Source organism: Candidatus Nitrosopumilus sp. bin_32a (assembly GCF_054095935.1).
The window spans coordinates 21,697-34,055 of the sequence record NZ_JBSWSN010000003.1 but is presented as its reverse complement, the minus strand read 5'-3'; the positions used below and the strand labels follow the sequence as shown (position 1 = coordinate 34,055).

At 31.8% G+C, this 12,359-nt stretch carries 19 protein-coding genes; 12 read left to right on the top strand and 7 right to left on the bottom strand.

Annotated elements, in window-relative coordinates; translation table 11 throughout:
- The first annotated feature begins 72 nt into the window (after nucleotides 1-72).
- The gene (locus ACW9XH_RS02875) at nucleotides 73-363 is read left to right on the top strand and encodes a hypothetical protein (RefSeq protein ID WP_457759141.1); all 291 of its coding nucleotides are present in this window, start codon (nucleotides 73-75) and stop codon (nucleotides 361-363) included.
- Between the two features lie 180 nt (nucleotides 364-543).
- A complete protein-coding gene (locus tag ACW9XH_RS02870; protein WP_457759140.1) occupies nucleotides 544-1,185 on the top strand; it encodes a Snf7 family protein in 642 nt (213 codons plus the stop codon).
- 11 nt (nucleotides 1,186-1,196) lie between these two features.
- On the opposite strand, the gene ACW9XH_RS02865 is transcribed toward ACW9XH_RS02870, so the two are convergent.
- The gene (locus ACW9XH_RS02865; RefSeq protein ID WP_457759139.1) at nucleotides 1,197-1,664 is read right to left on the bottom strand and encodes a transcriptional regulator; all 468 of its coding nucleotides are present in this window, start codon (nucleotides 1,662-1,664) and stop codon (nucleotides 1,197-1,199) included.
- A gap of 163 nt (nucleotides 1,665-1,827) precedes the next feature.
- The gene (locus tag ACW9XH_RS02860; protein ID WP_457759138.1) at nucleotides 1,828-2,316 is read right to left on the bottom strand and encodes a hypothetical protein; all 489 of its coding nucleotides are present in this window, start codon (nucleotides 2,314-2,316) and stop codon (nucleotides 1,828-1,830) included.
- A gap of 315 nt (nucleotides 2,317-2,631) precedes the next feature.
- On the opposite strand from ACW9XH_RS02860, the gene ACW9XH_RS02855 reads away from it, so the two are divergent.
- The 7 genes from ACW9XH_RS02855 (at nucleotide 2,632) to ACW9XH_RS02825 (ending at nucleotide 6,922) form a co-directional block, all read left to right on the top strand.
- Nucleotides 2,632-2,919, top strand: a complete 288-nt coding sequence (locus ACW9XH_RS02855; RefSeq protein WP_016940139.1) for a winged helix-turn-helix domain-containing protein — start codon at nucleotides 2,632-2,634, stop codon at nucleotides 2,917-2,919.
- Between the two features lie 4 nt (nucleotides 2,920-2,923).
- On the top strand, nucleotides 2,924-3,997 hold the full coding sequence (locus tag ACW9XH_RS02850; RefSeq protein ID WP_457759137.1) for a helix-turn-helix transcriptional regulator: 1,074 nt from the start codon (nucleotides 2,924-2,926) through the stop codon (nucleotides 3,995-3,997).
- Nucleotides 3,994-5,013 carry a hypothetical protein gene (locus ACW9XH_RS02845; RefSeq protein ID WP_457759136.1) on the top strand — a complete coding sequence of 340 codons (1,020 nt, stop codon included), beginning with the start codon at nucleotides 3,994-3,996 and terminating at the stop codon, nucleotides 5,011-5,013. Before ACW9XH_RS02850 ends, ACW9XH_RS02845 begins: the two co-directional genes overlap by 4 nt.
- Before the next feature lie 42 nt (nucleotides 5,014-5,055).
- Nucleotides 5,056-5,250, top strand: coding sequence for a hypothetical protein (locus ACW9XH_RS02840; RefSeq protein ID WP_457759135.1), 195 nt, complete (start codon nucleotides 5,056-5,058; stop codon nucleotides 5,248-5,250).
- A 41-nt stretch (nucleotides 5,251-5,291) separates the two neighbouring features.
- Nucleotides 5,292-6,005 carry a 7-carboxy-7-deazaguanine synthase QueE gene (locus ACW9XH_RS02835; protein WP_457759134.1) on the top strand — a complete coding sequence of 238 codons (714 nt, stop codon included), beginning with the start codon at nucleotides 5,292-5,294 and terminating at the stop codon, nucleotides 6,003-6,005.
- Nucleotides 6,006-6,069: 64 nt separating this feature from the next.
- Complete coding sequence (gene folE, locus ACW9XH_RS02830; protein WP_457759133.1) at nucleotides 6,070-6,627, top strand: GTP cyclohydrolase I FolE; 558 nt, start codon at nucleotides 6,070-6,072, stop codon at nucleotides 6,625-6,627.
- A gap of 43 nt (nucleotides 6,628-6,670) precedes the next feature.
- On the top strand, nucleotides 6,671-6,922 hold the full coding sequence (locus ACW9XH_RS02825) for a hypothetical protein (protein ID WP_457759132.1): 252 nt from the start codon (nucleotides 6,671-6,673) through the stop codon (nucleotides 6,920-6,922).
- Nucleotides 6,923-6,924: 2 nt separating this feature from the next.
- Here the strand turns inward: ACW9XH_RS02825 and ACW9XH_RS02820 are convergent, their stop codons facing one another.
- From ACW9XH_RS02820 to ACW9XH_RS02810, 3 genes are read right to left on the bottom strand one after another with little or no spacing between them, the layout of a single operon-like run.
- Nucleotides 6,925-7,599, bottom strand: coding sequence for a 7-cyano-7-deazaguanine synthase (locus tag ACW9XH_RS02820; RefSeq protein ID WP_457759131.1), 675 nt, complete (start codon nucleotides 7,597-7,599; stop codon nucleotides 6,925-6,927).
- 11 nt (nucleotides 7,600-7,610) lie between these two features.
- Nucleotides 7,611-8,534 carry a homoserine kinase gene (locus ACW9XH_RS02815; protein WP_457759130.1) on the bottom strand — a complete coding sequence of 308 codons (924 nt, stop codon included), beginning with the start codon at nucleotides 8,532-8,534 and terminating at the stop codon, nucleotides 7,611-7,613.
- Nucleotides 8,535-9,293, bottom strand: coding sequence for a PRK13768 family protein (locus ACW9XH_RS02810; protein ID WP_457759129.1), 759 nt, complete (start codon nucleotides 9,291-9,293; stop codon nucleotides 8,535-8,537).
- 137 nt (nucleotides 9,294-9,430) lie between these two features.
- Between ACW9XH_RS02810 and ACW9XH_RS02805 the strand changes: the two genes are divergently transcribed.
- The 3 genes from ACW9XH_RS02805 to ACW9XH_RS02795 all read left to right on the top strand — a co-directional run bounded on the left by ACW9XH_RS02805 (nucleotide 9,431) and on the right by ACW9XH_RS02795 (nucleotide 11,526).
- Nucleotides 9,431-9,589, top strand: coding sequence for a hypothetical protein (locus tag ACW9XH_RS02805; protein WP_457759128.1), 159 nt, complete (start codon nucleotides 9,431-9,433; stop codon nucleotides 9,587-9,589).
- Nucleotides 9,590-9,674: 85 nt separating this feature from the next.
- The gene (locus tag ACW9XH_RS02800; RefSeq protein ID WP_457759127.1) at nucleotides 9,675-10,691 is read left to right on the top strand and encodes a lysylphosphatidylglycerol synthase transmembrane domain-containing protein; all 1,017 of its coding nucleotides are present in this window, start codon (nucleotides 9,675-9,677) and stop codon (nucleotides 10,689-10,691) included.
- Nucleotides 10,692-10,725: 34 nt separating this feature from the next.
- The gene (locus ACW9XH_RS02795; protein ID WP_457759126.1) at nucleotides 10,726-11,526 is read left to right on the top strand and encodes an SDR family NAD(P)-dependent oxidoreductase; all 801 of its coding nucleotides are present in this window, start codon (nucleotides 10,726-10,728) and stop codon (nucleotides 11,524-11,526) included.
- A 2-nt stretch (nucleotides 11,527-11,528) separates the two neighbouring features.
- On the opposite strand, the gene ACW9XH_RS02790 is transcribed toward ACW9XH_RS02795, so the two are convergent.
- Together ACW9XH_RS02790 and ACW9XH_RS02785 are read right to left on the bottom strand one after the other, a co-directional pair.
- Nucleotides 11,529-11,930 (bottom strand): hypothetical protein, encoded by a 402-nt coding sequence (locus ACW9XH_RS02790; protein WP_457759125.1) that lies wholly within the window; start codon nucleotides 11,928-11,930, stop codon nucleotides 11,529-11,531.
- Nucleotides 11,931-11,936: 6 nt separating this feature from the next.
- Nucleotides 11,937-12,257 (bottom strand): hypothetical protein, encoded by a 321-nt coding sequence (locus ACW9XH_RS02785; RefSeq protein WP_457759124.1) that lies wholly within the window; start codon nucleotides 12,255-12,257, stop codon nucleotides 11,937-11,939.
- Nucleotides 12,258-12,359 lie beyond the last annotated feature (102 nt).

The following is a 12,359-nucleotide window of genomic DNA, read 5'->3' as shown; positions in this document are numbered from 1 at the left end:
ACATTAAATTCTATTATAAAAATAAACTCTATCAATACGCTTAATTTTACAATCATCATATGTTCTTTGGAAATGAATTTTATTTGTAAAAAATGCGAAACTACATTTCATTTAGAAACAGATAGAGATTTAATTTGTGAAAATTGTAAGATTCAGTTAGATTTACTAGATCAACAATTAAAAGTTAATCAAGAAAGAATCAATAAACTTGAAGAGCATAAAAAATGTGAATTAAAAAACCCTAAATCAAAAAATCCAGAAACGCATTTAGAAACTATGAAACGATTAGATTATAATTTACAATTAGAGTATAAGAAGCGTGATGGAATCATAAAAACAATGAATTCTAAAAATATATTCTAAATTTTTTTTATGATTTGAAATCATGTTTTTGTTTATAACTCTCTTTTTAATATTTGAAAAATATGGTGTTTTGTTAGTTATGAGAGAATTTTGAAATATTCTGTTTTACTTAGTTATTTTTAATGTCATGTGAACCATTTTTTACACTGGAAATTAAGTACATATTTTAGAATCAAACTCATGCCTGGTTTATCCGATAAATGGTCACATCAACCAAAACCTGGTATTACTGAAAAAATCAATGACACTATCAAGCCTAAAGGTGCTTTAAAACCAAGAGTTCAGGAAGGAATTAAAAAATTACAATTACAGATAAAAAAATTAGATACTATGCTATCAAATTTACAAGAACGTGATGCAAAGTTATTCCAAAGAATTGTAGATGCAACACAAAAACATGATATTCAAACAACTAAAGTTCTTGGAAATGAATTAGCTGAAGTAAGAAAAGTGACAAAAATTTTGAGTAGTGCTAGAATCGCATTAGAACAAATAGAATTACGATTAACTACATGCAGTGATCTTGGAGATACTGTAGTAGCTATAATGCCAACAATGGGATTGATGAAGAATCTTAAATCATCTCTTGGAAAAATTATGCCAGGAGCTGAACAAGAAATTGGTCAAATGGCAGAAATGCTTGGTGGCTTTATGACTGAAAGTTTCTCAGGAGATGCAGCATTTGGAATGGATGCAACAACTAATGCAGAATCTGAAAGTATTTTAAAAGAAGCTGCTGCTGTTGCTGAAAGTTCAGCAGGTCAAATGTTCCCTTCAGTTCCAACAGATATTAAAGAAGCATCAACTAGCAAATATCTTTAATTTTTAAAATTTTATTCATTAAATGAATCTCTAGATTCTTTAATTTTTCTAACTCTACTTCCTTCATCATCAATTACTCTATCGACACCAGAAAGTCTATCTCTTAAAGTATTGATAATGGAGCCCACCTCATCTGCTTCGTTTTCAACTTTTTGTCGCTTATTGGCAAGTTCTACAATTCCTCTGTTTTCTTCCTCTATGTATTCACTAACTTTTTGAAGCTTTTCTTTGAGATTTTTTATGTCTACTGACTCTTCTTCAATATCTTTTTCAAGTAAAGTTCTCTTATCTTTGAGATTTTTAATCATTAAACCTACGTAATCTATTGCTTCTTCCAATTTTGCCCGTTTTCCCATTAATTCTCCAATTCCAATTTGACTGGTTGATTCTATTGTAGAATTAGATTCTTCAGTATTATCGTTATTACTTTTTTCTTCTACCATTTCTCCTCCCTCTTCATTTTTGAATTTATCAAACATTTTATGATTTACTTTTCAAAATGGGAATAAAAAGTTACACTGCATCTCAAAGCTGACCTTGTGAATGATTTTTAGTCCATTAAATAAAAAATGGTGACATTTCACCAAAATGAATTTTTAAATTTTTGGTTAGACCCATTAAATCTTCTGAAATTATGATCGATTATCCTATCTGTAATAACTTGAGATTTTGAGCTGTTTCTGGATTTTTAATCACTAAATTCATTAATGAAACTGCAATTACATTTTCCTCATCCGATTCTGTAATTTTTCCAGAAAATACTATTTTGAAGCTTATTTCCTCATCCAAGGTTTCTTCATTGATTAAAATCTCCCATAGATTTTCTCCCAACTTTGAAGCTTTTCCATCAAAAAGAACTATTCCTGCATTATATGACTTGAAATTTTGATAAACCCAAGACATTTTGCCGTTAATTGACATAGTTTGCAAATCTGTCTCTGATAAATCATCAGGTAAGGCATAATGATTGACTTCCAGCTTTCCATTAATCATTTTTTTTGTCAGAATTGCTTCAAGTTTATCTGGATTGTCATCATTTTGACCAAAAACATAGGTAACAGATAGGGGTGAGGCCGCAAGCATCAGGAGAATGACCACTGCTTCAAAATTTTTAATTTGGTATTTTACCATGAAAAAATACTGTCAAAATGATAGATTAGGAACGACGAGGAATCATCCTGTTCTTTATATATTAAATTTCATTATAATTCCTCAAAATCAGGGTAAATAGATTATTTTTGTCAAAAAAAATTTCAAAAGAGAATTTTTCTAGGAAAACAAAGATTTTTGAATTTTTTTTAGGCATAGTATTTTTCCAAATTTTCCAGTATTTTTTCAAAATCATCAAAAATTAGGTAATTTTTGGATGAAACTGCTGTTCCGCTGTGCGTTCCGCTATGAAGTTTCAAAATGTTCCTCATTAACTACATTATTCTATACTAGAGCATGTCAAAACAACAATACAGGTCCGAAATGGGCATAATGGGTGATATCTTAGACGTTACCGCTGATGGCGGTCGCGGTGGAGTCATTGTATCTGCAATCTCTCGCAAAGCCAACCTATCTCACTACGCAGTACTAGACAAATGTGAGAAACTGGTAGAAGCAGGCTTAGTCGAATCCGTCAAAAACGACAGAAATAGAGTCTTTTTGATAACTGAAAAAGGACTTCAGTTTTTCCAGGAATTCAAGAGATTTCAGGGACTCGTAGAAAGCATGAATCTAAGGTATTGAGCATATGTATCCAGAAATCGTACCAATTCATAGGAAAGAGTCTCTTCGAGAAGATGGAATGCTTTTTGTAAGGACTGAGGGTATCCTCGAAACAATGGTTAAGGCACCTTTGATAATTGCTGGCTTAATGGTTGTTGCACTAACGATGCCAATTCAGACCTCATTCGGTTCTACTCGTATGCTTGATCTAACCCTTTATTCAGACGGTTCAGCTCACATTTCATCTCAGATAGATGTAGATCCTCTGAATCCTGACTATGAAGTTAGCTTGTTTGGTCCCTCCATTGATAATTTTATCGTTGTAGGTGAAAATGGATTTTTGTTATCAAGTGAAATAATAGATGATAAAGCAATGATCGATACTTTTGGTTCTTCATCAATTACAATTGAATATGATATACATGATTTAATTTCCAAAGAAGGAAGAGTCTGGACTTTTGCTTTAGATTCTCCAACTGACTATTCTTTATTGATGCCTCCAAATTCAATTATTGTAGGAATGGATGCACTTCCATCTAACATGGAATTGATAAATGATCAAACAAAATTAGATTTGAGTTCCGGTTTATCTGAAATTAATTATGTTTTTGGAACTTCGCAACCACCAATTACACAACCACCAATTACACAACCACCGATTACACAACCACCGATTACACAACCACCGATTTCAACATCTGACCAACCAAGTATTGATTTAAGTACAATTGCATTAGTTGGTGCTCCTATTGCAGCAGCTATTACTGGAACAGCTATTCTGATTAAAAGAAAACAAAGAAAATCTTCATCGGTTATACAAACTGAAGAAATTTCTGATTCAGAAACTAATACAAATGACACTGAAAATATTTTTAATTTGAGGCCAGAAATGCGTGAGGACGATAAAGAAATTATTAAATTCATTTCTGCAAACGGGGGAGAAGCTTTAGAAAGTGATTTAAGAAAAAAATTCTTACAACCTAGAACCACAATGTGGAGAGCAGTAAAACGATTAGAACGATTAGGGGTAATAGAAATTTCAAAAAAAGACTTGCAAAATCTTGTTAAATTAAAGAAAGATTTGGAGGAAGAGGAATGAAATCTGTAGCAGCTTTTGCTTTACTAATTTTAGTTGCAAGTATGGCTCTTGGAGGCATGACTAGCAGTGCATCTGCTGCAGATGATCCTGCAATTCTAAAGATTGCAAAACGTGCACAAGAACAAATCAGTAATCAAATATCTGATGAATCTTCCGATGAAATCAAGAAATTGTTTCAAGAGGGAACACGACAAGTTGAATTCCTTGAAAAATCATTACAAAACAATGATCTAAACTCTGCAAAGGAGAATTTCCTTTCAGCCATGAATATTTTCAAAGAAATTTCTAGGCATCTGACAACTTCTGATTCTGTATCGGATATTGAATCTCAAGAGGAGTCTTCTTCTGTTAGAGATACTGCAAAGAATCCATCTAACGATCTTCAGAGATTACAATCTTATGTAAATAATCTAAAAACGATTGCAAAAAAATATGATGCCTCAATTAACTTTTCTGAGTTAGATGAATTGTTTGTAAAAGCCAGCCAACAAATTAGTGATCATCAATTTGCTCAAGCCCTAGATACGATTCATGAAATTAAAGAAACAATTGTAGATGTTAACAAAGAACTACGTGAGGAAGCATCAAAACAAGAGTCACAACGTGCTAAAGTGTATGCCCAAAAATATTTGGAACAACTTGATAGATTAATAGAAAATGCCAAAAACCAGGGTGTTTCTGATGAAATTATTGAAAAATTAGAATCTGCTAAAGAAAATCTATCTTCAACAGATGATCCACGTCAAATTATTGAAGAAATAAGAAAAATCATGTCTCTAAAAGATCAGTTTGAACTAACAAAAAATGATAGACTAGAGTCTAGAATATTACAAGTTGAAAAAACTCTCTTTCGACTTTCTCAAGATGATGGAGTAAGTGAGGAAGATTTGTCAGATGCAACAAATACTCTAGAAAGTATTAAACAGAATTTGAATGATGGTGAATTTGAAACTGCTAATGAACAATTAAGAGATTTAGCAAAACAACTGGCAGAAATTAAAAATCCACCACAATAAATTATCATAAAATTCATATACATTTTCTAATCAGCATTTAGCATGGCTTCTAAAGCAATCATAGCTGGAGTAGGTATTCCAATGATAATTGTTGGCGCTTTGATGGCATGGCTATGGGCTCCAATTGAAGGAGATTTTCAAAATCAAGTAGAATTGATTGGAAGCACAATTGGAATCTTGGGAGTGATATTCTTTATCTCTGGATTATTTTATACAAAAGAACCAGTAATGCATTAGAAACTCACTGAATAAATAATGAAAAAAATTACAATTATTACTTGAAAGTTAGATTATTTGAGATATTTACGTCAGTAGAGGGCGAAGGAATTCTTTATGGAACAAAGACTCTCTTTGTAAGACTAGCAGGGTGTCCTTTTACCTGTTTTTACTGCGATACAAAAGAATCTCTTCCTCTTGATTCTGGTACAGAATATTCTATTGAAGATGCAAACGATCTAATTGATTCCAATTTAGTGAATCAAACTTACAAGGTAAATTTTACTGGCGGTGATCCTCTAATTCAACATCAAGCAGTAGCATTACTTGCCAAACATATTCAAGAAAAAAAAATTCCAACATATCTAGAATCGTCATGCTTTGATATTGATCGATTTAATCATGTATTGCCGTTTATTGATATTGTTAAAATTGAGTTTAAAACAAAAGATTCTGATTTTGTTGATACAAATCATTATGAAAAATTAATTGGTCATACAATGAAATGTCTTCAGTCATCAGTAAAATCTAAGAAAACAACATACATCAAAGTTGTAGTTAGTTCAAAAACTTTACCAAATGAATTTGCAAAACTGGTACAGGAAATTTTTAATATCATATCTAAAGATGATATTGATGGTTTCATCATTCAACCTACATATGGAATTTCTGAGCCTTCACTAGAACTTTTATTGGAATTATATGATTTAGTGTATCCTCATTACATTGATGTTAAGGTAGTTCCTCAATTACACAAATTCATTGGTGCTCCATAACATTAGCACCTGCCTAAAAACCAGATTAGGTTCAAATACTAGAAAAATTCTGTGAGAATATCCAATGGATCAAGAACGTGTAAAAAAACTTGTTAGAGAATTAATTATTGAACTTGGAGAGGATCCTACACGTGAAGGATTACGTGAAACTCCTGAAAGAATCGCAAATATGTATAAAGAAATCTTTGGTGGATATGATTCAGATTCAGAACTATCTGTTCAGTTTTCAGAAGACTCTGACGTAGTAATTGCACGAGATATTCAATTTTATTCAATGTGTGAGCACCATATGTTACCATTTTATGGAAAAATTCACATTGCTTATTCACCAAATGGTAGAGTCTTTGGAATTTCAAAACTTGTCAGATTAGTAGAAAAATATTCAAAAAGACTCCAGATTCAGGAACGACTAACAAAAAATATTGCTGATGAACTACACTCTCAAGGAGTAAAGGGTGTTGTAGTTTTAGCTGATGCTGAGCATCTTTGTATGAAAATGCGTGGTGTAAAAAATGATGCAACACTTTCTTCATCAGCATTTAGAGGCATTTATGAAAACAAGGAAGAAAAAGCAGGCATAATGGCTCTACTTAGAAACCATGCCTCAGATCTCTCTTTTTAGAGAATACTGAAAAATTAAATAATCACCATTTTTGATCACAAACATGGGAGCAAATCCATACATTCACATTCCAAAAGAATCATGGCCAAATTGGACATGGTATGCAATTGAATGTATCATTGTAATTGCAATTTCAATGCTAACTTCAAGTAAAATTACTGATTCAATTGAAGGACTTACTCCAGAAGTACAAAACTATGTGTTTATGGGAATTGTTGGTGGATTCTTTCTAATTTGGTATATTGGAATCAGAGGTTTAATTCTAAAAAAGAAAATTCTTAGAAATAGATACTAAAATTATTTTAGATATTTTGTTTTATCAATAATTCCAGCTTTTTCAAATGCAATTTTTCTATTATTGCATGATTCACAAATACCACAATGGTATTTTTTGTTTAAATAACAACTCCATGTTTTGAATATTGAATTTCCTAAAACTTTCATTCCTGATTTCAGTAAATCGCTTTTTGATAATCCTACTCTATATGGTGACCAAATTTCAATATTTTTTCGTAGTTTTGATTTAATTCCATCAATTTCACCTTGATTAAATGCACTTTCTAGCTTTTTTGCAAAAATTGGTCTACAATCTGGATAGTGTTTATCCCCTGTATGGGCACCATATACTACTAGGGATGCATTTAGTGTAAAAGCCCATGCTGAGGCAATTGATAGAAAGACTGCATTTCTAATTGGTACTACAATTGAGTACTCAAACTTGCTAGGAATTTTTCTTTTAGAACTTGTTAAAACATTAGAATTTCCATACAAGTCTTTCATAAAACCAATATCTATGATTTTATGTTGTTTCAAGCCTAATTTTTTTGCAAAAGATTTTGCAGCAGCAATTTCACTGTTTGCTTTTTGACCATAAGAAAACGTGATGCCGTATAACTCATATTCTGATTTCAAATATGATACAGCGCAAACAGAATCGACACCTCCACTAAAAACAATAACTGCTCTTTTCATAACTCATTCAACTATTTTCTTTTGTCTGCTGCACCTTTACTTGGTTTACATATTATGGTTTGACATTTTGTATTTACAGATGCAAATCCTTTTGCCATGGACAAACTAATCTTTTTTAAATCTGCTGATCTTTTTGAAAAAGCAATCACTGATGGCCCTGCACCACTAATAGTAACACCTAGCGCTCCTGCTTTGATGGCATTTTCTTTCACTTTGGCAAATCCTGGAATCATATGTTGTCTGGCAGGTTCAACAATCACATCTTTGATTGAATTTCCAATAATTTCAGAATCTTTTTTCATAAATCCTGCTACAATTGCAGCGGCATTTGATAAATTCAAAATACTATCAGACAACTTGATTTTTTTTGGAATTACACCTCTTGATACCTTAGTTTTCTTTTTTGGAACATTAATTGTTGGAACTGCCACACACATTCTTAGATCAGTTGGAGGATCAATTCTGATTACATCTAAAGGGTCTGTTTTTACAATGACAAATCCTCCTAAAACAGAAGCTGCAACGTTATCATAATGAATTGTACCTGCACTTGCTTTTTCACCAGATCCTGCAAATTCTACTAATGAATTCCCATCCAATTTCAATCCAAATAATTTATCAAAAGCAACTGCAGTTGCAGCTGCTGAAGCTGCACTACTTCCCATTCCATATCCTGCAGGAATTCCTTTTTTGATTTTGATTTCAATGCCATCTTTGATTTTAAATTTTTTCTTCATATTTTTTACAACTAATCCTGCGGTATTTTTTTCTGGATTTGTAGGAACATTACCATCTGTAATTATTGTAATTCCATTTTTTGTTTTAGTTAATGTGACTGTATCATAAAATGCATCTATTGCTAATCCAAATACATCAAATCCTGGTCCTAAATTTGCAGTAGATGATGGTGCCTTGACTGTAATTTTTGATACCAATTAATTTTCTACCTCCTCACCTAAATTAAGAATTCTACTTAGGGCAGCTTCAAGATTTAGAAAACCGTCTTCAGTAACATTTGATATTGGAATTAATCCTTGTGCAAATCCTCCCAGATTCAAACCTCTTAAAATATTTGTAGTCAATGAATATGTATCACCATCCGTTTCTTTACCTATAGCATTTTCTAATGTTTTTAAATTTGTAGACCATTGCAAAATATCTTGCAATTTGTCTCCAATAAGATCTGTTTTTGTTAAAACATTAATTGTTGGCAAATTCAAACGTAGTCTAATTGATGTTGCAAGCAATGCAATTGAAACAAAATTTACTGGTGAAGTAATAAGTGATCCATCAAAAAGAAAAATATTTGTTTTTTCTTCAGATGAAATATTATCCACTATGAAACGTCCACTAGATCGATATGCAAATAATTCAATTTGACCAGGCGTATCTACAATTAGATAATCTGGATTTACTTTGTTTACATCATTTTGAATATCGTCAATTTTTGATGCAATCAAATCATTTGCCATGACCATAGCACCATTTGGACCAAGTTCATACTGTTGCATAATTGACACATAATCAACATAATCTCTAACATCAACGTCACAAGTGTATGGCATATTTTCTACACCTGGATCCAAATTCAAAATTGCAGCAAATGCTCCGTTTTTTGAATAATAACCCTGTAACTTTGATGAAAGTAAAGATTTTCCAGAACCGGCAGTACCTGAAACAAAAATTGTTTTCAATCCGTCTAATTTTCACTATTTGCTTATATTTCAAACTAGCTTGTTTCTAGATTATCATCATTAAAAATACCAAATTGGTAATCAAAAAGATGGAAAAATTCCATCTGATCTTTAACTGATTTAATTTTATCTTATTTGTGAATCAAACTACTCTTGAAAAAGAATCTTATCTCAAAGATTTAGTTATAAAATTACTCAGAGATAGGAATCTTTCAGACTTTGATATGCTGGACTCGTTATTTGAAGAAATCAAGCAAGAACTTTCCAATCCCGATAAAGCCTCCAATTCAGCATAATATCTATGCCTAGTTATATGCAGTAATTTTTCCTGACTGAAAATGTACTCAACTTTCATATTTGATTCCTCAAAAAAATCATCAAATGAACTGGAGACTAGTAGCTATCCCTATCACCCTAATTCCTATTTTCATTATTGCAATTCAATTTGATATTCAAATAGAAGATGTTCTAGCCATTGGATTATTTCCATTTGTTGGCGCAATTATTGCCATGTTGCTAAAGTTAGGACTACAAGGAATCAAATTTGCATACATTACAAGAAAATATCTTGGACCTTTTGATTCATTTTTCAAATTAGTCGGTGTTAGAGTTGGCAGTGAATTTATCAAATTTACAACTCCGATGTTTATTGGAGCAGAATTTGTTGTAATTTATTATTTGCACAAAAAAGGAGTAAAACCTGCAAAGGCTGCATGGATTGCAATTATGGATATTGTAACTGAAGTGTTTGCAGCGGGATTGTTATCTATTATGGCAGGAATAATTGCATTACTAAGTGGTGCATATGTGGTTGCAGCAGTAATTTTAGCAACGAGTATTGTTATTACATCTTTATGGATGGTAATGTTTTTCCTTTCATCCAAACACACATTCCAAGTTCCCAAAGTTTTAGAAAATCTTGCACAAAGATTTGCAAAAGAAAAAGGTGTAAAGGCAATCAAGAAAACAAATACCTGGATGGAGGAAGTATGTATAATGAGCAGAGAAAATCTAAAAACTTCTGAATCTAAGAAAATATTTACAATTTCATTTTTGTTTTCTTTAGCTTCATGGTCATTTTATGGAATTTCATTTATGATTATTGCAATGGGAACAGGATTTGTTATCAATGCATTTGATTCTATTATGGCAGTAATGGGTGCAAATGCAATTGGAAATCTACCAATTACTATAGGAGGTTCTGGTTTGGCAGAATTTGGAATTATAGCTTACATTAATAATTTAGATCCTTTTGCATTTGAAATCTCAGAGGGAGTTGTAGCTTGGGATGCAGTAATTGGATGGAGAATTGCAACATATTATGTTCCAATTGTGATTACATGGCTACTTTTAGTAAAATTAGCCTTGAGCAAAATACCAAAATCACAGTCTTCATAGAAACCACTTTATCTTTAATCAATTTTTCTGATTTGTGGATTTTAAAAATAAAGTTGTTTTAATCACTGGTGCATCATCAGGAATTGGCAGAGATGCTGCAATAGAATTTGCAAAGAGAGGTGCTAACATTGTTTTAGTTTCAAGAACAAAACAAAAACTTGAACAAGTTGAAGATGAATTAAAAAAATTCAATGTAACTGTTTTAGTTTGTCAATGTGATGTGTCTAAAAAAGACCAAGTAAAAGAAATGTCAAAAATAGTCTTAGAAAAGTTTGATTCAGTTGATATTTTAGTAAATAATGCCGGTTTTGCAATTTACGGTTCTGTAACTGATCTTAGTATTGATGATATGGAATCCCAAATGGAGACAAATTATTTTGGAATGATTTACTGCATCAAAAGTTTTCTTCCATCAATGTTGGATAAAAAATCAGGACATATTGTCAATGTAGCATCTGTAGCTGCAAGTTTTGGTTTACCTGGAATTGCTTCATACTGTGCATCAAAATTTGCAATGTTGGGATTCTCAGAAGGTCTTAAACATGAATTAAAAAATTCTGGGGTTGGAATTACTGTTGTTAGTCCTATCATGGTCAGAACTAATTTCTTTGATCATCCTTCATTTCAAAAAATGCCAAAATTTTCTCCCACTTCACTTAGTTCTAAAACCGTAGCAAAAGCAATTCTAAAAGCAGCAAATTCTCCTAGATTAGAAATTATAGTTCCGTCTATAGTGCGAGTGGCTGTGTGGATGAAAAACACATTTCCATATTTTATCAATCCTATCTTGGGAAAGGCTTTCAAAAAACAATTAGATTCTATGAAAAAAGATTAACTTTATTCTTCTAAATCTTCATCTACAGACTCACTAGAGCTTACTTCTAACAATTCTAGTGATTTTAATTCAAATTGATAAATTGCCTTCATTTCTATCTCTTTTTCTTTTTCTAAAAATTCAGACACTTTTTTGCTTAATGGAGCTTTATGTTGATCAAAAACAAATTCATAAACTTCACCTTTTAACAAATCGCCAATTTTGATATCTTTAGATACGTCCATAGTTACAATATGTCGTCCATCTTCTACTGCATCATACAATTGAACATCTATCTTATTGTCTTCATAATAGAATTCTAGAATATATCCTGATTTTTTAATCTCTTCAGGTTTCTTAAATTTTGCATTTTGAATTTCATCAGTAACCCATTCAGGGATTTCATCTTCTTTCTTTTTTACCATGATGATCTACTCTGCACTTTCTGCTTTTTCTTTTTTACTTTTTGACCACCATTCTAGATAGTCATCATGTTTATCATCACGTGTTTTCTCTCTTTGATTTAATTTGAATCTGATATCTGAAACTTCTTCTCTTGTTGCGTATAATCCACATCGTTTACAGATGAAATGTCTTCTGTTTTTCTCATCCATTTTCATTGGAATGTCAATTTCATCAAATAATTTGAATAATGCGTCTCTACTTCTGTCTTCTTCTTCTGGAAAATCCTCCACGTATTTTGTTTCTATCTTCTTTTTCTCTCGGAATGTACATTCGGGACAGTTAGGCACTGTTGTTTTGGCTTAATTTTTTCCATAAAAGCGTTCCCACAATCTCTATTGATCGATATTATCCGACACGCGGATTTTTTCATCATCCCTTGCGGTCCGTTC